The sequence below is a fragment of the Bradyrhizobium sp. CCGE-LA001 genome, assembly GCF_000296215.2.
In the GTDB taxonomy this organism is placed as follows: Bacteria; Pseudomonadota; Alphaproteobacteria; order Rhizobiales; family Xanthobacteraceae; genus Bradyrhizobium.
Genome location: NZ_CP013949.1, coordinates 2,563,510 through 2,584,945, shown reverse-complemented (window position 1 = coordinate 2,584,945; position 21,436 = coordinate 2,563,510). Strand labels below are relative to the sequence as shown.

Sequence of the window (21,436 nt, the reverse complement as noted above, 5' to 3'; positions counted from 1 at the left end):
CCATCGTACTGGAAAACACCGCAGATAGGTGCGACACATTGTAAGGGCGGAAGTTGCGGTCATCAAAGCTGCGGCATCGCTGTCGCGACTGTTGGGAAGATCATGTGGGGATCCGTCATATCGGAATGGGCGAGCCTGCTGCTCCGCTGGCTGCACGTGGTTGCCGCGATCGCCTGGATCGGCAGCTCCTTCTATTTCATCGCCCTCGATCTGAGCCTCAGGCCCAAGAATGACCTTCCCAACGGCGTCCAGGGCGAAGCCTGGCAGGTCCATGGCGGCGGCTTCTACCGGATCATGAAGTACCTGGTCGCGCCTTCCCAGATGCCGGACGAGCTGACCTGGTTCAAATGGGAGGCCTACACCACCTGGCTGTCCGGCTTCGCCCTGATGGTGGTGGTGTATTATCTCGAGGCCGATCTGTTCCTGGTCGACAAATCCATCCTCGACCTCTCGCCATTGCAGGCCGGCCTGTTCAGCTTCTGCAGCCTCGCGCTGGCCTGGCTGCTCTATGAAGCCGCCTGCCGCAGCGGGCTGGCGCAGCGCGAGCTGCCGTTCGCCATCGGCGGCTATTTGTTCCTGGTCGCGCTGACCTACGCCTTCACCCATGTGCTGAGCGGCCGCGGCGCTTTCAACCAGATTGGCGCGATCATCGGCACCATCATGGTCGCCAACGTCTTCGCGCTCATCATCCCGAACCAGAAGAAGATCGTGGGCAGCCTGATCGCGGGACAGGCGCCGGATCCGAAGCTCGGCAAGGCCAGCAAGGAGCGCTCGGTCCACAACAATTATCTGACGCTCCCCGTGGTCGTGCTGATGATCAGCAACCACTATCCCCTGCTTTACGCCACGCGCTACAACTGGATCATCGTCGCCATCGTCCTGGCGCTCGGCCCGGTGATCCGCCATTTCTTCAATGAGCGACACGCGGGCCGCAAATCGCCGTGGTGGGTGTGGGGCGTCGCGGCCATCGGCGTGATCGCGATCCTCTTCCTCTCCGCGGCCGGCCCGCGCGAGATCAAGTCCGCCGCACTGCCGGCACCACCGACGCTTGCCAATGTCGAGGACATCGTGATGTCCCGCTGCAGCATGTGCCACGCCGCCGAGCCGGTCTGGGCCGGCATCGTCACCGCGCCGAAGGGCATCCTGCTCGATGCGCCCGAGCACATCCATCGCAACATCCGCCTGATCGGCCGTGTCGCCGCCTGGTCGAATGCCATGCCGCCGGGCAACATCACCGAGATGACCAGCGAGGAGCGCGCCATCCTCGCCGCCTATATCGAGCGGGCGCGTTGACGGCGCCACGCGAGGATGCGTCGCGCGGAATGAAATTCCGCATCTTCCCCCGAATTGAAAATGACTTGGCCGCCCATCCGGCGTAGACATGGCCGTCGGCTGTCAACGCGGCTCAAGGTCAATCTGCAATCGGGGAAAGAACAGTGGCCCTCAAGAACGTCATCGGTATCGATCACGCCGTCGTCATGGTGAAGGACCTCGACAAGGCCGCCGAAAATTATCGGCAGCTCGGATTCACCTTATCGCCGCGCGGCACCCACAGCGTTCACATGGGCACGGGCAATTACACGATCATGTTCGACCCTGACTATATGGAGCTGCTCGGCGTGCTCGCCCCAACCGAGCTCAATGCCCCCGCGCGCGCCTTCCTCGACAAGCGCGGTGAAGGCATCGAGCGCATCGCCTTCACTGCAGTCGATTCCGCCGCCGGCGCCGAGGAGATCCGTGCACGAGGCCTGGAGCCGATCGGCCCGACCGATTTCGAGCGGCCTGTGACGCTGCCCGATGGCAGGGTCTCGGCGGCAAAATTTCGCACCTTCATGTGGCCGACCGCGGAAGCGCCGGGCGGCGTGCGCATCTTCGCCTGCCAGCACAAGACCCGCGAGACCGTGTGGATTCCCGAACTGATGAGGCATGCCAATGCGGCGAAGCGGATCAGGCAGACGCTGATCGCAACGCCCGAGCCCGCGAAGGAAGCCGCGCATCTGGCACGCCTGATCGACCGTGAGCCGACGACCGATGCGGACGGCGCGGCCACCGTGCCTTCCGGCGGAGATCGCGCCGACTTTGTCTATCTGACGCTGGACCAGCTCGGCAGACTCTATCCCGGCGTGCCGCTGACCGGCCTCTCCGAACGCGGCGGCGCGGCGCTGGTGCTGGTCAGCGGCGATCTCGCAGCAACCGAAACGGCGCTCGGTTCGGTCGCCATGCGCAGTGGGAACGCGATCTGCGTGCCGCCGGCCAAGGCCAATGGCACCCTGCTCGCCTTCGTTGCTGGCTGACTCAACTTGATACTCGACGCGTGTCACGAGATCCGATGCGCAAGGACTAGTTCGAGGCGCGCTTCGCCGCGGGCGCGCCCTGCTGCCTTGAGGACGTATCGGTCGATGCATCGAGGAAAACCACGGACGTGCCGCGCTTGACGTTCTCGCCGAGCACACGCGCGTCCCAATTGGTCAGCCTGACGCAGCCGTGAGACGCCGACTTGCTGACCCTGTCGGGCTCGGCCGTTCCGTGAATGCCGTAGCCCTGCGCCGATAGGCCGATCCAGTACGATCCCACCGGATTGTTCGGCCCCGGCTTGATGTCGAAGGGTCTCTTGGATTTCACGCCTTTGAACTTGTACTCGGGATTGTAGCGATAAGTCGGCTGCTCGTGGGCGGCAGTGACCTTCAGTGTCCCCGTTGGTGTCGGACGATCTGCACTGCCGACTGACGCCGGATAATAAGCGATCAGCCGGCCGGTCTCATCGAACGCCTTGAGCGTTTCGCTCGCTTTGTCGATCTCCACCCGCGCAATGCGTGGAAGCTCCCGTCGCGCCGGAATGTTGGCCACGATGATCGTCTCGCCCGCCTTGTCGAAAGCCTTCTTTGGATTGAGCGCCTTCAACAGCTCCTCGCTCATGTGGAATTTCTCCGCGAGCCCTTCGAGCGGACTGGTGTAGCTCAGCGCCTCCAGCGACTTCATGTCCTCGAGCTTCGTCGGCAGCTTCTTGAGAAATGGCCCCTTAACATCTGCGTCGGTGATTTTGTAGTCGACGAGGACAGGCCCTTCGCTCGCAGCATTCAGCTTGTCCCAGAGTTCGGGGGCGATCGTCTTGTCGAAGCCGAGACCGTTCTGCTCGGCGAACGCCTTCAATGCCTTCTGCGCGTTTTCTCCGAACTTGCCATCGATCTGACCGGGGGAGAATTGCGCGCGGTCGAGCAGGATCTGAAGCTTCGCCGTGGGTGCGCTGATCTTGTCCGTGGCCGGCGGCTTTTCGGAGCGCGCCGCATCATTGACAGCGTTCGCATCGAGATTGCCCGCGAGCACCGGGCAGACGAACCACAGCAACATCACCGTGCCAAGCATCCATCGCATCATGATCGTTCGTCCCGATTCACAAATGATGACCCGCAAAACCGCGGACAGTTTCTCCTTGGGAACACCGTAGTAACACCGAAGGAACCGACGAGAACGCAGCTTTGCCGCAATCGGACGGTTAACAGCTTCCTATCGCCGGCGCATCGCTGGCAGTTCACCCCACAGTTCGAGGTTGCCCCAGCAAATGCGATTTGTCGTCGCGGCTTGCGCCGCGTTTCTGATTCTGATGTGCGACCTGAATTCGTCGGCGTCCCGGCAAACATCGATTGTCGATCGCACCGTCCTTGTGAACACTCAGGTCTCGCCACTGGTTCCAGTGGTCGAACTCTTCCTTGCCAGTGTGCAGGCCATCGAGGTCGCCAACGCTCGTGCAGCGCATGAGCAGGTGATCGAGCCGGCGCCGGAGATCCAGCCTGTGACGCAAGCGCAGAGGTCACCCATTGAGCAATTCTGTCATGCGCTTCGCGAGGCCGCCGAGACCAGCGGCATTCCGGTGCCGTTCTTCGCGCGCCTGATCTGGCAGGAGAGCCGCTTCAAATCCCACGAAGTCAGCCACGCCGGCGCGCAGGGCGTCGCGCAGTTCATGCCGGAGACCGCCGCCGAGGTCGGGCTCGACGATCCCTTCGATCCGATGAAGGCGCTGCCGGCATCGGCAAAATTCCTGCGCAAGCTGCGCGACGATTTCGGCAATCTCGGCCTTGCCGCAGCCGCCTACAACGCCGGCCCCGGCCGCATCCAGAAGTGGCTCGCCAAACAGAGCGAACTGCCGCGCGAGACTCGCGACTATGTGCGCATCATCACGGGCACACAGGCCGAGGACTGGACCGAACGCGCCGAAGCGCTTGCGATCCGGATCGACCTGCCGCGCGAAGCGCCTTGCGAAGGCATCGGCAGTCTTTCGAAGGCCAAGGATGTCGCCTGGGTTCCGGTCAACCTGACCCCTTCGGTGGTGACCATCATCCGCAAGTCCGAGCAGCTTGCCGCGCGCCCGACGACGAGCGCTGCGCGGAAGCGGTTCGCATCGCTGCTTCGGAAGAATGCTGCCGCCAGCGGCAAGGCGCGCAGCATGATCGCGGCACGCGCTGCCGGAAAGAGCGCGAAAGCCCGGGCTGTTCGCCTCGCCTCGCGCGAACGGCCGTCGGGTTAGCATTCGGAGCCGCCAGGTCTGGCGGCTCCGATATCCGCTGCTAATCGATCTCCTCGATCACGCGACGCTCACGCGGCTCGATGACATAGGTCCGGGTGTCGCGGTGGATGTAGCGATACTCGCGCAGATCAGGCGCGTCGCGGTAGACCGTGGTCGGGAATTCCTCGACCTCGACGCCTTCGGGAAGACGGTCACCGACGCGGATTTCACTGCGCGCGGTGCTGCCGGTGGTCCGCACTTCCTTGCGCCCCTCGGTGCGGGTTTTCGCATGCTTGCGGATGGCTTCGCGATCGCGGTCCGAGAACTTGCTGGCGCTGCGCTCGCGCGTGGTCGTCGTCGTTGCCGTGGACTGTCCCGAATAGGGCAGTACCGTCACGATCTTGTACGTCGCAGGATCGACCACGACGATCTCATCCTTCACCAGCGCAAAGCTGTAGCCGCGATATTGCGGCACGATCTCGACGACGTCGGGCGGCAGTGTCGACAGATGAACGTCGCGCGGCACCACCGTGCCGACATTCAACGAGAAATTGACATTGGTCACGGGCCGGACGTTCAGACGCGAGATCGAGGTGCTGATCCTGGTCTCCTGCTGCTTGTTGAGGTTGACGTCGGTTTGTGCGGCTGCTTGTGAGTTGGCTCCGGACCGTTCACCCTGCGCCTGGTTGCTGGTCGGCGCCTGCTGAGCCTGATTGGTTCCGGATGCGGCGGGCGCCTGCTGGGCCTGATTGCTATTGGCCGGCGGTGGATTGGACCGATCCTGCGCCTGGTTCGTGTTCGCGGGCGGCGGGTTGGCGCTCTGCTGGGTCGCGGGTTGGTTACCGGTGGTGTTCGAGCTAGCGGTGCCGCTCTGCGGCCGAGATGTGTCCGAGCTGTTCGCGGCATTGTTGGAGGTGCCGGAGCCGGAATTGGCGGTCCCGGTGTTCTGCGTATTCTGCGCCGAAGTTCCCGTCGCCGGTGATTGCTGCGGCTGCGATGTGGTCTGCTGCGAGGCAGATGGCGATGCCGTCGAAGGCGCTGTGGAATTCGATTGGGATTGCGGGGTCTGCTCGGGCTTGGTCGTCGTGCTCGGCGATTGCGCATAAGCGGCGCTCGCCAGCACCAGCCCTAATGCGGTGGTTGCCAACAGGCGGATCATGGTTCACTCCCTTTCATCAAATGAAACTTGGCTACTAACCTGCGCTAAAACGCCAAGTTCCACTTTTTCCCGAGAGGGCGGACCGCTTCTGCAGGGAACTTGCGATGCCATCGAAGAGTGCCGGGATCCTCGCCTATCGGAAGCGGAAAAGGCTCGAGGTTCTCCTGGTTCATCCCGGGGGGCCGTTCTGGCGCACCAAGGATCTCGGCGCCTGGTCGATCCCGAAGGGCGAGTATGCGGATGAGGAAGATGCGGAGATCGCCGCGCGGCGAGAGTTTGCCGAAGAGCTTGGGCTCGAGCTGACCGTGCCGCTGATGGCGCTGGATCAAATCAAGCAGCGCGGAGGCAAGCGCGTTACCGCGTTTGCCGCCGAATTCGACATCGACACGAGCAGCATTCGCAGCAACACATTCGAGATGGAATGGCCGCCACGCAACGGCAAGCGGCAGGTTTTCCCGGAGGTCGACCGGGCCGAATGGTTCACGCTCGACGAGGCACGGAAGAAGATCAACGCCGGACAGCGCCCGCTGCTCGATCGGCTGGCGCAGATAATCGGCGATGAATAGGAACGTCGTTCCGGCCTGCGCTCGCCGCCCTCGCCTCACTCCGCCTTGATGTTCGCCGCGGCCACGACATCGGCGAGATCCTTGGTCTCCTTGGCGATCTTGGCGGCGTACTCAGTGGGACCGAGCACCGAGACGACGCCTTGCGAGCCGAGCTTCTCCTCGGCAGCCGGATCCTTGGCGGCCGCGACGATCTCCCGGTGCAGTGTCTCCAGGATCGGCGCGGGCGTTGCCTTCGGCATGAAGAAGCCGACCCAGAACGAGATGTCGAAGCCCGGATAGCCGGCTTCCGCCACCGTCGGCACGTCGGGCAGCGCCGGCAGCCGCTCGGCCGACGACACCGCGAGCGCGCGCAGCTTGCCGGCCTTGACCAGCGGCACGGCGGAGAGCGGATCGAACACCGCCAGCACCTCCTGCGCGAGAATGCCAACCTCGGCCGCCGAGCCGCCGCGATAGGGCACGTGGATCATCTTGATGCCGGCCTTCTGGCTGAGCAGCTCCATGGCGAGATGGGCGAGATTGCCGTTGCCGCCCGAGCCGTAAGCGAGCGCGCCCGGCGCGGCCTTCGCCGCGGCGACGAGATCGGCGACGGATTTGATGTTCGCCGTCTTGGGATTCTCGGGATTGACGACGAGGACGAGCGGCGCCGACACGACTGTGGTGAGCGGCGCAAAATCGACTTGCGGATCGTAGCGGATGTCCTTGAACAGCGTCTTGTTCAGCGTGATCGTCGACGAGTTGCAAGCGAGGATGGTGTAGCCGTCCGCATCCGCACGCGCCACGCCCTCGGCTGCGATCATGCCGTTGGCGCCGGCGCGGTTCTCGACCACGAAGGGCTGGCCGAGCTTGTTGCTGAGCCGATCAGCGACGATGCGCGCGACGACGTCGACCGGGCCGCCCGCGCTGAAGCCGACCACGATCTTGGCCGGCCGCGCCGGATATTTCTGCGCGAGGGCCTCTGTCGTCACGCACAAGGCGGCGACAATCGCCAGCAGGCGAAGCGTTCGTTGCATTCGTTCCCTCCCCAGGCCTCACCGCGCCGCCTGTGCATGCTTGTTGGTGCGGCGCGTCGACGATCATGAATAGCGGTCGTGCCGAAATTCGCAATCGCGTTTGTGTGCCCGCATTCCGCCGCGCGGCACGAGAGTGCAATTCTCAAACACGAAGTGCGAAAACAACCCCATGCACAGTAGCCGACCACTGTCGAATCAATGACTTGCGAGTCTTTCGGATACGACGAACCAAATTTGACTCGTCGGGCAATACAGGGGCATAATGCCACCATCGCAACAAGCGCCTGCGTCCCCGCCGCCCGGCCCGCGGATGCCTCGGCCTGGTGCGCGTAACCCCTCCATCAATATCCGAAATTCGCATTCGCGCGCGACGGGCGAAGGCTCGTTCGCACGCCTGCGCCTGCAAAGGACAAGAGCCATGACGACATCTCCGAACCGCCAAATCACCTCGCCGCTTGCGGCCGACAGCCTTCCCGCCGCGCGCCCACGGGTAAAACTCTACAAGCATCGCATCGCGATCAGCCATGCCGACCCGCAAAGCGCCGAGCAGCTGCTGGCGGCGGCGCTCGGTGCCGCCGATCGCGACGCCCTGCACGGCATGCTGAGGCAATTGGCCAAGGCGAGCGCGGTCGCGCAGAAGCCCGATGAAGCCAATCTCGCCTTCATGATCTCGATGATCGGGAGCATCGCGCCGAAGGATTCCATCGAGGCCATGCTGGTGTCTCAGATGGTCTCCATCCATGTGGCGGCCATGCGCTGCGCCTGTCGGCTCGCCTGCACCGACGATCCGCTGCAGCAGGAAAGCCTCACGCGCGCATTGACGCGGCTCTCCCGCACCTTCTCCGCTCAGGTCGAGGCGCTGAGCCGTCACCGCAACAACGACGCGCGCGCGATCACGGTGCAGAACCTGTCCGTGCAGGACGGCGGACGCGCCATCGTCGGCAACGTCACTCAGCATGCCAACATGATCGTTGCGGAGACCGGCGCGGCAGAGACCGATGCCAAAGCTGCTGCAGACCGCAAGAGTCATCGCGGCAACGACGGGCTCCATGTGGAACACGGCGCCGACGCATGAGCAGCGATCACTTCCGTAACACCGATGCCATGCAGTCGAGCCCGCGCTGCGGTGCGCGAACGCGCGGCGGCACGATTTGTCGCGCGCCAGCGTTGCACGGCAAGACCCGTTGCCGCATGCATGGCGGCGCCCGACGATCAGGCGCGCCACGCGGCAACCAGAATGCGCGGAAGCATGGAATGTTCGCCAAGGATCGGATCACCGAGCGACGGCAAATTCGGGACTTGCTGGATGAATCCTGGAAGCTTCTGGACGGGTTGAAGTAGCTCGCGGCGTGCTCCAAGTCACGATCGTCCGTCGCGAGGTCGCCGTTCAACCCCCCGTTGCATGGCGACCATCGCTCGTGCTCCTCGCGATAGGCCTGCTCGTTAAGACGTTCGGCGATCTCTTTAGCCACGGGTGTGCTTTCGGCGTCTGCGAGTGGCTTGCCGTTGTTGGTCATGACAGTGGTCTCGCTCGCTTCGACCGGGAAATCGCCAGGATGGATCGCAGGCTTCATCACGCTCTCCTTTGCCTATTGGTTTCATGCCGACGCCCGGCGCGGCCCGTGCCTACTCAATCCGACGCAATCCTTGCCGAATCCGCCCGGCTGGTCCGCCCCCCATCGCTGTTGTCCAGCCGATAGAGCGCAGCGGCGCCGGCGAGGACCAGCGCGATGACGAGAACTGCAATGACATTCATGCGGCTCAAGGGAGCCTCCTTGCTTGTGCTGTGCTGCTCATCAATCGGCCACGCTTGCACCGCGTTCCGTGAAGTTTCCATGACTTGCAACCCGAGGACAGTCGAGCTGACGTATTCACGACATCGGAACTTCCGGTGACGGCGTCTCATTGAATTCGGCAACCGAAAGAGTTCGCCATGACCACAGAAACGGAACTCAAATTTCGCATTGCGCCACGCAAATTATCGTCAATATTGCTAAGCGGCGGCGCGAGCAGGCGGCGTCCGGACGTGTCCAGGCAGTCGCTGATCTCGACCTATTACGATACGACCAAGCACAAGCTCAGACGCCATGGCCTGACGCTGCGCGTCCGTAAGGTCGAAGACCGCTATGTGCAGACCGTGAAATCAGGCGGCACCGGCGGTGTGACACGCGGCGAATGGGAGCACGAAGTTTCCGGTGCACGGCCGGACCTGAAGAAGACGAAGCATACGCCGCTGCGAGACCTTGCGACCCGAAAGTTTCCTCGCAAGCTGAGGCCTGTGTTTCAGACCGACATCCATCGCACGGCGCAGGCACGACGCGTCCGGAAGAGCCAGATCGAACTTGCGGTCGACCGGGGCCGCATCAGCGCCGGGCGACGGACGCGGGCCGTCGCCGAGCTGGAGCTGGAACTGAAGTCCGGACATGTTGCAGACCTGTTCCGGCTTGCACGCGATCTCGTGCGCAAAACGGGGGCAGAGCTCGATCTGCGCTCGAAGGCCGAGCAGGGCTATCTGCTCGTCGCCGGCGCCGCCGGCGCGCAGCATGCCGAGCCAATCGCGCTGAAGGCCGAGCTCTCGCCACACGAGGCGTTCCGCCTCATCGCGCATGCGACGTTCCGGCACGTCGCGACGAATGCCGATCCGGTGCGCGACATGGACGCCGAAGGCGTTCATCAGATGCGCGTCGGCCTACGGCGCCTGCGTGCGGCCATTTCGCTGTTCGCCGATATCCTGCCGCGGGCGAGTACCGCGCGGGTCAAGGCCGAGCTGAAATGGCTCACGGGCGAACTGGCGCGAGCGCGAGAAATCGACGTGTTCCTGACGGAGAGCATCCAGCCGATCACCGCGCAGGGCGTGCCGAAGCGCGGTGCCCGCGCGATCCGCAAGAGGTTTTCGGGGCAACGCAGCGCGGCATTCGAGCGTGCACGCGAGGCGATCATGTCGGCGCGTTACCGCCGGCTGCTGATCGACATGATCGAGTGGATCGAAGGCGGACGACCTCATGCCCGGAACGGCCGCACGATCGCCGCCTATGCTGCTGACATGCTCGATCGGCGCATCAGAAAAGCGCGCAAGCAGGGCAAGCACCTGAACGACCTCAAGCCGATTGAGCGCCACAAGCTGCGGATCAAGATCAAGAAGATTCGCTATGCCGTCGACTTCTTCAAGAGCCTCTACGGCGACGACGGCCGGAAGGAGCTTGCAGCCCTCTCCGGCCGGCTGAAGCGGATCCAATCCGCGCTGGGAAAGCTGAACGACTTCATGTCGCACCGCGAGCTGGCCACGGAGGCTGCGCTGACGGCGCCGCCCGCCCACCGCCGCGCCCAGGCTTTCGCATCGGGCGTCATCGTCGGCCAGGAACGCAAGGCCGCCGACGGCCTGATGAAGGACGCAGCAAAGGCGCTGCACCGGTTGCGCCGGTTGCGCGCGGTGCCGAACGGGGGAGCCTAGGAGAGCGAAGTAGCCCCATTCCGGAATGAGGGGGTCCCGCTGCGGTCATTGGCGCCCGGCCCGCGATCATGTAGGCCGATCCAAACCTTCTCGGGACGGGACGCTCATGACGGCCGCTACCACGGATGAAGCGGGACACGCCACCCGCGCGCTGATCTTTGCGCTGCTTGCGCTGGCCTGCGGGCACATGCTCTCGACCTTGCTGCGCACGATTCCCGCGGTCAGCCTCGATCTGATGGCCGCGGACTTCCACATGGAGCCGCAGGCCCTCGCCAGCCTCACCTCGGTCTATCCCTTTGCCTTCGCCGCAGCTCAGATCCCGGTCGGCGCGGCGATGGATCGTTTTGGCGTGCGCCCGGTGTCGCTCAGCCTGCTCGCGGGAACCGTGATCGGGGCCATCGCGTCGGGGTTTGCAAGCGGCCCCGCCAGCTTTGCGCTCGGGCAGGTGCTGCTCGGCGTCGCCACCTCGGGCATGCTGATGTGCCCGATGACGCTGGCGGCCAAGCAATTGTCGGCAGCGCGGTTCGGCCTGTGGTCGGGCGCGATCCTCTCGATCGGCAATATCGGCATGCTGCTGTCGTCGAGCCCGCTCGCTTTCGTGGTCGACGCCTGGGGCTGGCGCGCAGGGTTCTGGCTCTCCGCGGCCGGCGGCGTCGCGGTTGCGCTCGCGGTGTTCGCGCTGGTGCCGCACCAGGCGGCCGAGCACAAGGACGACTCCTCGCCGTTGTCGCAGATGATCGAAGTGCTCAGGCTCGGCCTGTCGCGGCCCTTGCGCGGCTTGATCGCGCTCGCGCTGGTGTCGCTGGCGACCTCGCTGGTGCTGCGCGGCCTGTGGGGCGGGCCATGGCTAATGGAGATCAAGGGATTGTCGCGGGTCGAGGCCGGCAACCAGCTCGGCGCCTTCACGCTCGCGATGATCGCAGGTCCCCTGTGCATCGGCATCATCGACCGCAGGCTCGGCCGCCGCCGCGCGCTGGTGGCCGCCACGCACATGGTCGGGGCGCTGTTCCTGGCGCTGATGGCGCTGGGCGCGCCGGGCTACGCCGTCTCCATGCTGTTCGGCTTCTCGGTGATGCCGCCGCAATACGACCTCGTGATGTTCGTGCTAATCGGCCTTGCGACCTCCGCCCAGCCGCTGATCTTCGGCATGTCCCGGCAGCTGGTCGATGCGCAGACCGCGGGCAAGGCGCTTGCGGCGGTGAACCTCGCCTTCTTTCTCGGCGCGGCCTTGATGCAGTCGGTGACCGGCGCGGTGGCGGCACTCGCGGGGCTGCCGGCGGTGCTGCTGTTCATGGCTGCGATGCTGGCCCTCGGCGTGCTGATCTTTTTGGCTTATACCTCGCCCAGCCCCTAGGGTGGCGCGTTCCGCCTCGCCAAGGGAATCACGCCGCCACCGCCGGGCAAGGGACGGCGCCGGCACCATTCCGAAATCCGCGGGTCGAAGCGGGCCGTCATCGGCAGCAGTTCAGCGGCCATGACCGCATCGCAGCCCTGGCGGGGACTATGAACGGTCACTGCGCTGCAAGAACCTTGGATGTCTTCCGGGGTATCCTGTCGACCACGTCCAGTTCACCGCTGTCGACGACACCCTCGTCTTGACGATCGCCTTCCGCGTGTCGACCCGGACTGAGCCATTGCGAGACGCGGTCGAGATAAAGATAGACCACCGGCGTGGTGAAAAGCGTCAGGACCTGGCTGACCAAGAGACCACCGACCATGGCGTAGCCGAGCGGTTGACGGAGCTCCGAGCCGGTCCCGTGGCCCAGCATCAGCGGCACGCCCCCCAGCACCGCCGCCATCGTGGTCATCAGAATCGGACGGAAGCGCAGCAAGCATGCCCGGCGAATGGCTTCGACCGGCGACATGCCCTGATCCCGTTCCGCCACGATCGCAAAGTCGACCAGCATGATGCCGTTTTTCTTGACGATGCCAATCAGCAGAACCAGCCCGATCAACCCGATCAGGCTGAAGTCGAAGTGGAAAATGAGGAGCGTCGCCAAAGCGCCGACACCGGCTGACGGCAGGGTCGACAGGATCGTCAGAGGATGGATGTAGCTCTCGTAGAGCACGCCGAGGATGAGATACACCACGATCAGTGCCGCCACGATCAAGAGCGGCACCGAGGAGAGAGACTCCTGGAACGCCTTTGCCGTTCCCTGGAACGTGGACGTGACGGCAGCCGGCACGTTCATCTGCCTTTCCATCGCGTCGATCGCCTGCGTCGCCTCGCCCAGGGCGACATTGGGAGCGAGGTTGAAGGAGATCGTCACCGCCGGACACTGGCCCTGATGATTGATGGCCAGGGGCCGCACCGGGGCCGTGGTCCACTTCGCGAACGCCGACAACGGCACCTCACCGCCCGTCGTCGGGGAACGCAGATAGATCTGCTCCAGCGTAGACGGATTCTTCTGCAGCGAGGGCAGCACCTCGAGGACGACGTAATAGGTGGACAGTTGCGTCGAATAGGTCGCGATTTCCCGCTGCCCGAATGCATCATACAGCGTCGCGTCGATGACGTCGGGGGTGATCCCGAAACGCGCGGCCTGATTGCGGTCGATCGTCAGCGTCAGCGTGGTGCCCGACGCCTGCTGATCCGAAGCGACGTCGCGCAATTCGGGCATCTGCTTCATCTTGTCGAGCAGCCTGGGGGCCCATGTGCTCAGCTGGTCCATGTCGGTCGACTGCAGGGTGAACTGAAACTGCGTGCGGGAGGCCCGGCCGCCGACGCGAACGTCCTGTGCCGACTGTAGATAAAGACGTGCGCCCTGAACCTTAGCCGTCTGCACCTGCAGGCGACGGATGACCTGGTCGGCCGACGCGTCACGCTCATCGCGCGGCTTCAACGTGATATACATGTTGCCGTCGTTGAGCGTATTTCCGCTGCCGCCCATGCGCATGGCCATGTGGTCGATCGCCGGATCCTTCAGCACGATCGCTCCCATCTCCTGCATGTGTTTCGCCATGTCCGCGACCGACACGTCCTGCGACGTTTCGACGATCCCGGTGATCAGCCCGGTATCCTGCTGCGGAAAGAATCCCTTGGGGATGATCACGAACAGGTAGACGGTCAGGGCTATCGTCGCGAAGAACACCATCAGGGTGGCGAAGCGAAAGCGCAGCACGAGGTCGAGGCCGCGTTCATAGCCGTCCACCAGGCCCTGGAACATCCGCTCGCTGAGCATATAGAGCCTGCCGTGATGCTCCTCGTCGTGCGATTTGAGGAAGCGCGAGGCCATCATCGGCGTCAGCGTCAACGACACAAAGGCCGACACGACGATCGTCATCGCGAGCGTCACCGAAAACTCCCGGAACAGACGGCCGATGATGCCGCCCATCAGCAGCAACGGAATAAGGACCGCAATCAGCGAGACGGAGATCGAGATGATCGTGAACCCGATTTCGCCCGCGCCCTTGACCGCGGCGGCCATCGGCGTCTCGCCTTCTTCGATATACCGGGAGATGTTCTCGAGCATCACGATGGCATCGTCGACCACGAAGCCGACCGCGATGGTGAGGGCCATCAGTGACAGATTGTCGAGGCTGTAGCCGGCCATCCACATCAGTGCGCAGGCGCCGAGCAGCGCGAGCGGCACCGTGATCGACGGAATGATGGTGGCCCACACGCTGCGAAGGAAAACGAAGATCACCATCACGACGAGGCCGATCGTCAGGAGCAGGGTGAACTGCACGTCCTTCACCGCCGCACGGATGGTCTGCGTGCGGTCCGACAACACCTGGATGTCGATGGCAGGCGAAATGCCCGCCTTCAGGTGCGGCAGCTGCTTCATCACATTGTCGACGGTGTCGATGACGTTGGCGCCCGGCTGCTTGAAGATGACCAGAAAGACGCCGGGCTTGCCGTCGGCCCAGCCGTACTGGGTATTGTCCAGCGGCGCACTGACGGCATGGCCGATGTCGCCGACGCGGACGGGACTGCCGTTGCGATAAGCAATGACGATGTCGTTCCAGGCCTCGGCCTTGGTGAACTGGTCATTGGCGTAGACAGTGTATGTGCGGGTGTCTCCGTTGAGAGTGCCCTTGGGATTGTTGACCGATATCACCGAGAGCGGGGTGCGGATGTCCTCCAGCGACAGGCCTTTGGCGACCAGCTTGGCGGGATCGATCTGGACCCGGATCGACGGCGCCTGCTGCCCACCGACACTGACCTGGCCAACCCCGCTGATGTGGCTGATTGCTTGCGCGAGCTTGGTGTAGGCTTCGTCCGACACCTGGGTCATCGGCAGCGTCTTCGAAGTGGCGCCAAGCAGGAGAATGGGCGAGTCCGCCGGATTGACCTTCCTGTAGGTCGGGGTGCTGGGCATCGTCCTGGGCAACTGCCCGCTCGCGGCATTGATTGCGGCAAGCACGTCGGACCCGGCACCGTCGATGTTGCGCGACAGATCGAACTGCAGGACGATCTGGGTCGAGCTGGTCTGGCTCGACGACGTCATCTCCGAGACGCCGGGTATCAACGCGAACTGCGATTCGAGTGGTTGCGCCACCGAGGACGCCATGGTCTCGGGATCCGCGCCGGGAAGACTGGCCGAGACCTGGATGGTGGGGAAGTCGACTTCCGGCAGCGGCGCCACCGGCAATTGCGGATAGGCGATGATCCCGACGAAGAGGATTCCGACCATCAGCAGCGACGTCGCGATGGGCAGGCGAATGAAGGGAGCCGAGATGCCGCCAGCCATGTCAGTCAGCCGATCCGGCCTTGCCGACCTCGGCCTGGTTTGCGGCGGCGCTCGCATCCGTCATCGGCGCGGCCGCAGCGACCAGCGGCTTTTCGTCCACCAGGGCGCCTTCGAACAAGCGCGACTGCCCGGCCACCACGATCCTGTCGCCAACGTTCAAGCCTTCGGCCACCACGGCATTCGCATCGCCGCTCTCACCGACCTTGATCGGCCTGACGCTGACCTTGCCATTGTCGCCGATCACATATGCGAACAGGCCGGACGGCCCGTGCTGCACGCCGTCCTGCGGCACGACGACGACCTGCTTGAGCGTGTCGACCAGCATCCGCGTGTTGACGGACAGGCCGGGCCACAGCGCGTTGTCCTTGTTGTCGAAACGCGCTTTCAGACCGATGGTCCCGGTCGCCTGGTTCACCGAATTGTCCATGATCGCGAGCCTGCCGTGCGACAATGTCCGCGCTCCGTCCGATGACAGCGCCTCGACGGGCACCTCGCCGGCTTCAAAGGCCTTGGCGATGGCCTGCAACTGGTCTTCCGGTTCCGTGAACTGCACGGCGATCGGCTGCAGCTGGGCGATGGTGACGATGCCCGTCGTATCCGCCGCATGCACGATGTTGCCGGGATCGACCAGCCGGAAGCCCATGCGTCCGCTGATCGGCGCCTTGATGGAGGTGTAACCGAGATTGGTCTGCGCGTTGTCGATGGCGGCCTGGTCGCCCTTCACCTGCGCGGTCATCTGATCGACCAGCGCCTGCTGGGTATCGAGATTTTGCTGGGTCTCGAATTGTTGTTTCGCGAGCTTCTGAAATCGCTCCAGGTTCAACTGGTCGTTCCTCAGGCTGGCCTCGTCTTGTGCCTTCTTCGCTACGGCCTGCTCCAGAGCCGCGGTGAAAGGGCGTTGATCGATCTGCAGAAGCGGATCGCCCTCCCTCACCATCTGTCCCTGCTTGAAGAACACCTTCGTGATCTGACCATCGACACGGCTTCTGACCGTCACCGTCTTGAACGGTGAGACGACCCCAAGACCGTAGATGTGCACAGGAAAGTCGCTCTTCTTCACCTCGAAAGAGGTCACGGGAATCCTGACAGCAGCCTGACTGGAAGCGCTTTGAGCGGCCGCTTCGACCGGCTTGACGCTGCCGAGGAGCTCGGACCACAAGCCAAAGGCCACCGCGGCCAGTGCAAAGATTCCAAACAGCGTAGCGCCGAGCTTCGGTCGCCTTGTCAGATTGATCGCCATCTAACTCTTCGTGCCCGATTTCACATCAACCCGCTGCTTTGAATGGAAAGTATCGCGGACAACATCTCGGCCTCAAAATAACGATTGCGTGCGACATTCTGTACAAACCGTCATGTTCGCTCGTGCGCAAATTCGAGCGCCGATCATTCGAGCACGCTGATCTTCCGCGAAGGCGAAGACATTTAACGGAGGCGAGCAACAGACAGAAACAATATGCTCGGGGCGCGCCAACGATCTCCGCGGCATCACGCTGAATTGCGCCAGCAGCCGAGAATTTCTGGGAACGTCCAGCAAGAGCCGGGCCTATCATCAAAATCTTGATGGCGACGCGAACTGTTGTTTGAGGCGCAAGATGAAAGCCGATCGGCCTGACCATCTTGGAAATGTCATACCGTTTCGAAAACGATCAGAGACCGGCGGAGCTCCGGCCGATGATGTGCGGCCCGACGACGTTCTTCGGATGCTCGATCTCTCGAAGTTCGAGAAAGATCGCCGCGCTGCGAATGGCCCCAGCATGCGCTTGAACATCGCCGCAATGGTGCTGCTCGGGTTTCTCGTATTCGTCGCGACCGAAAATTTCTCCAAACTCGAGCAATCGAACGTGTGCTCACACAATTTGGAATGCAGAAATTAGAAAGCGCAGAAGCAACCGATTCGCGCCGCCGGGTACGCGCTTGCGCCGGCAGATCGCGACAGCCGTCGCCGCATCGGGACCATGCGCGCCCGGCAACGCAGCGCCGTCGCTCATGCGTCGGGGCGAGCTTGCATAACGGGGTGCGGCGGGGGATGCTGACAGGCATCGCATCAAGGGAAATGAGATCCATGCCTGTCGACACCAAAGCTGCCACCGATCGCCTCATGCGCTTCCTGTCCGTGGAAGGCGTCACCGGACAGGAGGCGGCGATCGGGCGTGAGCTCACGGCCGCGCTGAAGGAGAGCGGCGTGCCGGCGAAGGCGATCCGGCTCGACGATGCCAACAGCCGCATTCCCGTGCCGACCGAGACCGGCAACCTCATCGTCGACCTGCCCGGCCGCGGCGCGCTGCACAACCAGCCGCGCATCATGTTCATGACCCATATGGACACCGTGCCGCTCTGCGCCGGCGCCAAGCCGAAGAAATCCGGCCGCAAGATCGTCAATGAAGCGAAGACTGCGCTCGGCGGCGACAATCGCTGCGGCTGCGGCGTGCTGGTGACGTTGGCCGCCGAGCTCGAAAAGCAGAAGCTCGACCATCCGCCGATCACGCTGCTGTTCTGCGTGCGCGAGGAGAGCGGGCTCTACGGCGCGCGCCATGTCAAGCTGGACGAGCTCGGCTCGCCGGTGATGGCCTTCAACTATGACGGCGGCTCGGCCTCCAACGTCGTCATCGGCGCGGTCGGCGCCGATCGCTGGACCGTCGAGATCTTCGGCCGCGCCTCGCATGCCGGCGTCGCGCCCGAGCGCGGCATCTCCTCGACCATGATCATGGCGCTCGCGCTCGCCGAGGTGAAGGCCGGCGGCTGGTTCGGCAAGGTGGTGAAGGGCAAGGGCGCGAGCGCGCGGCAAGGCACCAGCAATGTCGGCCCCGTCACCGGCGGCGAAGGCCGCCCGGCGGGCGATGCCACCAATGTGGTCACCGATTACGTGCATGTGCGCGGCGAGAGCCGCAGCCATGACGGAAAATTCTTCAAGGAGATCACCAAGGCCTACAAGGCCGCGTTCGAGAAGGCGGCCAAGAAGGTGACCAACGCGCAAGGCAAGTCCGGCAAGGTCAAGTTCAAGGCCGAGACCGACTATTATCCGTTCCGCATGAAGGAGAGCCTGCCCGTGGTCAAACGTGCGATCGAGGCGGTGTCTGCCGTGGGCGGCACTCCGAACGTGCGCGCCGCCAATGGCGGCCTCGACGCCAATTGGATGGTCCGCCACGGCATTCCGACGGTGACCTTCGGCGCCGGCCAGAACGAGGCGCACACGATCGACGAGTGGATCAACCTCGACGAATACGACCGCGCCTGTGCGCTGGCGGTGCAGCTCGCGACGATGCGGTGAGGTGCCTTGCGCGGCGCGCGCTTGTCGGGCGCTGCGCATCGTCCTAGCCTGCAACAAAACAGCAGGAAGGAACGCAGGAAGGAACAATGCCACGCATCGAGAATATCGAGACCGGACTCTATCGGATCCCCCTCCCCGTCACGCTCTCCGATAGCACCCATGGCGAGATCACCGCATTCGAGCTGATCACCTGTCGCATCCGTGATGCCGACGGCGCCGAAGGCGTTGGCTATACGTACACGGTGGGCCGCAACGGCGGGGCGACTGCCGACATCCTCAAGCGCGAGATCGCGCCGCTGGTGGAAGGGCGCGAGGCCGAGGACACCGAAGCGATCTGGCATCACGTCTGGTGGGCGCTGCATTATGGCGGGCGCGGCGGGCCGACCGTGCTGGCGCTCTCCGCGCTCGACATCGCGCTGTGGGACCTGAAGGCGCGGCGCGCCAAGCTGCCGCTGTACCGCCTGCTCGGCGGGTTCGATTCGCGCGTGCCATGCTATGCCGGCGGCATCGACCTCGATCTCTCGGTCGATGCGCTGCTCAAGCAGACCGACGGCAATCTCGCCAAGGGATTTCGCGCCATCAAGATGAAAGTCGGCCGGCCCGATTTGAAAGTGGACGTCGCGAAAGTCTCCGCGATGCGGCAGCATCTCGGCGACGGTTTTCCGCTGATGGCGGATGCCAACATGAAGTGGACGGTGGAGGAGGCCATTCGGGCCGCCCGTGCCTTCGTCCCCTACGACCTCACCTGGCTCGAGGAGCCGATCATTCCCGACGATGTCGCGGGCCACGCACGCATCATGCAGGCCGGCGGCGTGCCGATCGCGGCGGGGGAGAATCTGCGCTCGCTGTGGGAGTTCAAGAACTACATTGCCAGCGGCGCGGTGTCCTATCCCGAGCCCGACGTCACCAATTGCGGCGGCGTCAGCGCCTTCATGAAGATCGCGCGGTTGGCGGAGGCCTTCAACCTGCCCGTCACCAGCCACGGCGCGCACGACATCACCGTGCACCTGCTCGCGGCCTGCCCGAACCGGTCGTATCTGGAGGCGCATGGGTTTGGGCTGGACACATATATCGAGCATCCCCTGGTGCTGAAGGACGGCATGGCGCTTGCGCCGGACCGCCCGGGCCATGGCATCAGTTTTGACTGGGCCGGCTTGGCGAAGCTGGCGGGATAGGGCTCTGCCTTACCTCTCCCGCTTGCGGGAGAGGTCGCGCCGAAGGCGCGGGTGAGGGTTCTTTCTGGACGGGGAGTATCCCATCGCGGCGGCACCCTCTCCCCAGCCCTCTCCCGCAAGCGGGAGAGGGAGCTCACCGTCGTCTTGGCTGCTATGAGGCGCGATTATTCCGCTATGGTGGCGACAACCGACATCTTCCGAAAGAGCCTCCACCTTGACCCCCGAGTTGCACCAGAAACTGACCCAGTGGCGCCAGCACCTGCATGCGCATCCCGAGCTGTCGCTGCAGGAAAAAGCTACCGCCGCTTTCGTGCAGGACAGGCTCACCGAGCTCGGCATTCCCTTCGTGGCGAGCATCGGCGGGCACGGCATCGTCGCGACGTTGACGCGCGGGCATGCGATGAGGCGGGTCGGCCTGCGCGCCGACATGGATGCGCTGCCGATCCTTGAGGATACCGGCCTGCCCTACGCCTCGACGACAGCAGGCGTGATGCACGCCTGCGGCCATGACGGGCACACGGCTTCGCTGCTCGGCGCAGCAGCGCTGCTCGCCAGCGATACCGACTGGAGCGGCACGGTCGACTTCATCTTCCAGCCGGCTGAGGAAGGCTTTGGCGGCTCGCGCGCCATGGTCGCGGCCGGGCTGTTCGATCGCTTCCCGATGGAGCGGGTGTTCGGCTTTCACAACTGGCCCGGCCTCGCCGCCGGCACCATCGCGGTGCATGACGGCGTCGTCATGGCCTCGGGCGGGCGCATCACCATCACCATCGAGGGTCATGCCGGGCACGCCGGCATGCCGCATCTGACGCGTGACCCAGTGGTGGCGGCCGGCCATCTGATCGTGGCGCTGCAATCGATCACCTCGCGCGGCGTCGATCCGCTCGACACCGCCGTGCTCTCGCTGTGCACGATCGAAGGCGGCACCGCGCCGAATCAGATCGCCGGGCGAGTGACCCTCCGCGGCACGCTGCGGTACCATCGCGACGCGGTGAAGGACATCATCTTCGACGGGATCGAGCGCACCTGCGCGGGGATTGCGACCAGCTTCGGCGTCAAGGTCACGCCCGAGATCGTCTGGGGCGTAGGTGTGGTGGTCAATACGCCGGCCGAAGCGGAACTCGCCCGCATCGCCGCGGAGAGGGTGCAGGCTCCGGTGCGTCGCGACCTCGCGCCCAGCATGGCCGGTGAGGATTTCGCGTTCTATCTCCAGCAGCGGCCCGGCGCCTTCGTCTGGATAGGCAACGGCGAGTTGCGCGATGGCGCCGAGCTGCACGGCCCACGCTATGATTTCAATGACGCGATCCTGCCGGTGGCATCGGGCTGGATGGCCGAGGTCGCCAAGACGGCGCTGACGTCGAACTAGTTAGGAGATCTCGCGCGGCAACTTCCATTCGGGCCGCGGCGCGAACGTCTCGTCCACATGCTCGGCCACCTGCGCGACGTGATAGCCGGCAGGCCGCAGGCGGCTGCCGCCTTCCTCGTCCGCAACGGGAACGTCGGTCACGAGACCCTCGATCAAGGCGGCCTCCCACACCTCTTTCTCGGTGGGAAAGGGATCGCCGATCTGCTTGTTGCCTTCGAACAGCGCGTACATCGGTTCCGGTCCTGCGTT

Annotated in this window: 19 protein-coding genes; 12 read left to right on the top strand and 7 right to left on the bottom strand. The window is 64.2% G+C overall.

From position 1 onward, the window contains the following. The first annotated feature begins 102 nt into the window (after positions 1-102). Together BCCGELA001_RS12155 and BCCGELA001_RS12150 are read left to right on the top strand one after the other, a co-directional pair. Positions 103-1,293, top strand: coding sequence for a urate hydroxylase PuuD (locus BCCGELA001_RS12155; RefSeq protein ID WP_060735389.1), 1,191 nt, complete (start codon positions 103-105; stop codon positions 1,291-1,293). Between the two features lie 143 nt (positions 1,294-1,436). Then, the gene (locus tag BCCGELA001_RS12150; RefSeq protein WP_060735388.1) at positions 1,437-2,294 is read left to right on the top strand and encodes a VOC family protein; all 858 of its coding nucleotides are present in this window, start codon (positions 1,437-1,439) and stop codon (positions 2,292-2,294) included. A 46-nt stretch (positions 2,295-2,340) separates the two neighbouring features. On the opposite strand, the gene BCCGELA001_RS12145 is transcribed toward BCCGELA001_RS12150, so the two are convergent. After that, positions 2,341-3,375 carry a L,D-transpeptidase family protein gene (locus BCCGELA001_RS12145; RefSeq protein WP_060735387.1) on the bottom strand — a complete coding sequence of 345 codons (1,035 nt, stop codon included), beginning with the start codon at positions 3,373-3,375 and terminating at the stop codon, positions 2,341-2,343. Positions 3,376-3,559: 184 nt separating this feature from the next. Between BCCGELA001_RS12145 and BCCGELA001_RS12140 the strand changes: the two genes are divergently transcribed. Next, positions 3,560-4,522: a lytic transglycosylase domain-containing protein gene (locus BCCGELA001_RS12140; RefSeq protein WP_008550778.1), complete on the top strand. Its 963-nt coding sequence runs from the start codon at positions 3,560-3,562 to the stop codon at positions 4,520-4,522. Positions 4,523-4,562: 40 nt separating this feature from the next. Here BCCGELA001_RS12140 and BCCGELA001_RS12135 read toward each other — a convergent pair whose 3' ends face one another. Then, positions 4,563-5,660, bottom strand: a complete 1,098-nt coding sequence (locus BCCGELA001_RS12135) for a DUF1236 domain-containing protein (RefSeq protein WP_060735386.1) — start codon at positions 5,658-5,660, stop codon at positions 4,563-4,565. Positions 5,661-5,764: 104 nt separating this feature from the next. Between BCCGELA001_RS12135 and BCCGELA001_RS12130 the strand changes: the two genes are divergently transcribed. Next, positions 5,765-6,226 carry an NUDIX domain-containing protein gene (locus BCCGELA001_RS12130; RefSeq protein ID WP_008550792.1) on the top strand — a complete coding sequence of 154 codons (462 nt, stop codon included), beginning with the start codon at positions 5,765-5,767 and terminating at the stop codon, positions 6,224-6,226. A 35-nt stretch (positions 6,227-6,261) separates the two neighbouring features. Here BCCGELA001_RS12130 and BCCGELA001_RS12125 read toward each other — a convergent pair whose 3' ends face one another. After that, the gene (locus BCCGELA001_RS12125) at positions 6,262-7,236 is read right to left on the bottom strand and encodes a Bug family tripartite tricarboxylate transporter substrate binding protein (protein ID WP_008550794.1); all 975 of its coding nucleotides are present in this window, start codon (positions 7,234-7,236) and stop codon (positions 6,262-6,264) included. A gap of 418 nt (positions 7,237-7,654) precedes the next feature. Here BCCGELA001_RS12125 and BCCGELA001_RS12120 point away from each other — a divergent pair, with 418 nt between their 5' ends. Next, positions 7,655-8,311: a hypothetical protein gene (locus BCCGELA001_RS12120; RefSeq protein WP_236840863.1), complete on the top strand. Its 657-nt coding sequence runs from the start codon at positions 7,655-7,657 to the stop codon at positions 8,309-8,311. Then, positions 8,308-8,577 carry an HGGxSTG domain-containing protein gene (locus BCCGELA001_RS39340; RefSeq protein WP_008550806.1) on the top strand — a complete coding sequence of 90 codons (270 nt, stop codon included), beginning with the start codon at positions 8,308-8,310 and terminating at the stop codon, positions 8,575-8,577. The genes BCCGELA001_RS12120 and BCCGELA001_RS39340 overlap by 4 nt, the downstream gene beginning before the upstream one ends. Positions 8,578-8,866: 289 nt before the next feature. On the opposite strand, the gene BCCGELA001_RS39270 is transcribed toward BCCGELA001_RS39340, so the two are convergent. Further along, positions 8,867-9,001 carry a hypothetical protein gene (locus tag BCCGELA001_RS39270; RefSeq protein ID WP_257721959.1) on the bottom strand — a complete coding sequence of 45 codons (135 nt, stop codon included), beginning with the start codon at positions 8,999-9,001 and terminating at the stop codon, positions 8,867-8,869. Positions 9,002-9,169: 168 nt separating this feature from the next. Between BCCGELA001_RS39270 and BCCGELA001_RS12110 the strand changes: the two genes are divergently transcribed. Together BCCGELA001_RS12110 and BCCGELA001_RS12105 are read left to right on the top strand one after the other, a co-directional pair. Then, positions 9,170-10,687: a CYTH and CHAD domain-containing protein gene (locus BCCGELA001_RS12110; protein WP_060735385.1), complete on the top strand. Its 1,518-nt coding sequence runs from the start codon at positions 9,170-9,172 to the stop codon at positions 10,685-10,687. A gap of 106 nt (positions 10,688-10,793) precedes the next feature. Further along, positions 10,794-12,041 carry an MFS transporter gene (locus BCCGELA001_RS12105; RefSeq protein ID WP_008550811.1) on the top strand — a complete coding sequence of 416 codons (1,248 nt, stop codon included), beginning with the start codon at positions 10,794-10,796 and terminating at the stop codon, positions 12,039-12,041. A gap of 157 nt (positions 12,042-12,198) precedes the next feature. On the opposite strand, the gene BCCGELA001_RS12100 is transcribed toward BCCGELA001_RS12105, so the two are convergent. After that, a complete protein-coding gene (locus tag BCCGELA001_RS12100) occupies positions 12,199-15,381 on the bottom strand; it encodes an efflux RND transporter permease subunit (protein ID WP_008550813.1) in 3,183 nt (1,060 codons plus the stop codon). Position 15,382: 1 nt separating this feature from the next. After that, on the bottom strand, positions 15,383-16,621 hold the full coding sequence (locus BCCGELA001_RS12095) for an efflux RND transporter periplasmic adaptor subunit (RefSeq protein ID WP_008550815.1): 1,239 nt from the start codon (positions 16,619-16,621) through the stop codon (positions 15,383-15,385). A 352-nt stretch (positions 16,622-16,973) separates the two neighbouring features. On the opposite strand from BCCGELA001_RS12095, the gene BCCGELA001_RS37005 reads away from it, so the two are divergent. The 4 genes from BCCGELA001_RS37005 to BCCGELA001_RS12080 all read left to right on the top strand — a co-directional run bounded on the left by BCCGELA001_RS37005 (position 16,974) and on the right by BCCGELA001_RS12080 (position 21,187). Next, a complete protein-coding gene (locus tag BCCGELA001_RS37005; RefSeq protein WP_144441265.1) occupies positions 16,974-17,255 on the top strand; it encodes a hypothetical protein in 282 nt (93 codons plus the stop codon). Between the two features lie 188 nt (positions 17,256-17,443). Further along, on the top strand, positions 17,444-18,649 hold the full coding sequence (locus BCCGELA001_RS12090) for a M20/M25/M40 family metallo-hydrolase (protein ID WP_060735384.1): 1,206 nt from the start codon (positions 17,444-17,446) through the stop codon (positions 18,647-18,649). Between the two features lie 86 nt (positions 18,650-18,735). Next, positions 18,736-19,824 (top strand): mandelate racemase/muconate lactonizing enzyme family protein, encoded by a 1,089-nt coding sequence (locus BCCGELA001_RS12085; protein WP_008550830.1) that lies wholly within the window; start codon positions 18,736-18,738, stop codon positions 19,822-19,824. Between the two features lie 214 nt (positions 19,825-20,038). Then, complete coding sequence (locus BCCGELA001_RS12080; RefSeq protein WP_060735383.1) at positions 20,039-21,187, top strand: amidohydrolase; 1,149 nt, start codon at positions 20,039-20,041, stop codon at positions 21,185-21,187. Here the strand turns inward: BCCGELA001_RS12080 and BCCGELA001_RS12075 are convergent, their stop codons facing one another. Then, positions 21,188-21,418, bottom strand: a complete 231-nt coding sequence (locus BCCGELA001_RS12075) for a hypothetical protein (RefSeq protein ID WP_060737622.1) — start codon at positions 21,416-21,418, stop codon at positions 21,188-21,190. Positions 21,419-21,436 lie beyond the last annotated feature (18 nt).

What these genes read in the sequence shown, in the direction of transcription:
- BCCGELA001_RS12075 (WP_060737622.1), bottom strand. Translation starts at nt 21,418, where the DNA reads ATGTACGCGCTGTTCGAAGGCAACAAGCAGATCGGCGATCCCTTTCCC.
- BCCGELA001_RS37005 (WP_144441265.1), top strand. Translation starts at nt 16,974, where the DNA reads ATGAAAGCCGATCGGCCTGACCATCTTGGAAATGTCATACCGTTTCGA.
- BCCGELA001_RS12105 (WP_008550811.1), top strand. Translation starts at nt 10,794, where the DNA reads ATGACGGCCGCTACCACGGATGAAGCGGGACACGCCACCCGCGCGCTG.
- BCCGELA001_RS12125 (WP_008550794.1), bottom strand. Translation starts at nt 7,236, where the DNA reads ATGCAACGAACGCTTCGCCTGCTGGCGATTGTCGCCGCCTTGTGCGTG.
- BCCGELA001_RS12110 (WP_060735385.1), top strand. Translation starts at nt 9,170, where the DNA reads ATGACCACAGAAACGGAACTCAAATTTCGCATTGCGCCACGCAAATTA.
- BCCGELA001_RS12120 (WP_236840863.1), top strand. Translation starts at nt 7,655, where the DNA reads ATGACGACATCTCCGAACCGCCAAATCACCTCGCCGCTTGCGGCCGAC.
- BCCGELA001_RS12140 (WP_008550778.1), top strand. Translation starts at nt 3,560, where the DNA reads ATGCGATTTGTCGTCGCGGCTTGCGCCGCGTTTCTGATTCTGATGTGC.
- BCCGELA001_RS12145 (WP_060735387.1), bottom strand. Translation starts at nt 3,375, where the DNA reads ATGATGCGATGGATGCTTGGCACGGTGATGTTGCTGTGGTTCGTCTGC.
- BCCGELA001_RS12155 (WP_060735389.1), top strand. Translation starts at nt 103, where the DNA reads ATGTGGGGATCCGTCATATCGGAATGGGCGAGCCTGCTGCTCCGCTGG.
- BCCGELA001_RS12130 (WP_008550792.1), top strand. Translation starts at nt 5,765, where the DNA reads ATGCCATCGAAGAGTGCCGGGATCCTCGCCTATCGGAAGCGGAAAAGG.
- BCCGELA001_RS39340 (WP_008550806.1), top strand. Translation starts at nt 8,308, where the DNA reads ATGAGCAGCGATCACTTCCGTAACACCGATGCCATGCAGTCGAGCCCG.
- BCCGELA001_RS12100 (WP_008550813.1), bottom strand. Translation starts at nt 15,381, where the DNA reads ATGGCTGGCGGCATCTCGGCTCCCTTCATTCGCCTGCCCATCGCGACG.
- BCCGELA001_RS12135 (WP_060735386.1), bottom strand. Translation starts at nt 5,660, where the DNA reads ATGATCCGCCTGTTGGCAACCACCGCATTAGGGCTGGTGCTGGCGAGC.
- BCCGELA001_RS12085 (WP_008550830.1), top strand. Translation starts at nt 18,736, where the DNA reads ATGCCACGCATCGAGAATATCGAGACCGGACTCTATCGGATCCCCCTC.
- BCCGELA001_RS12095 (WP_008550815.1), bottom strand. Translation starts at nt 16,621, where the DNA reads ATGGCGATCAATCTGACAAGGCGACCGAAGCTCGGCGCTACGCTGTTT.
- BCCGELA001_RS12090 (WP_060735384.1), top strand. Translation starts at nt 17,444, where the DNA reads ATGCCTGTCGACACCAAAGCTGCCACCGATCGCCTCATGCGCTTCCTG.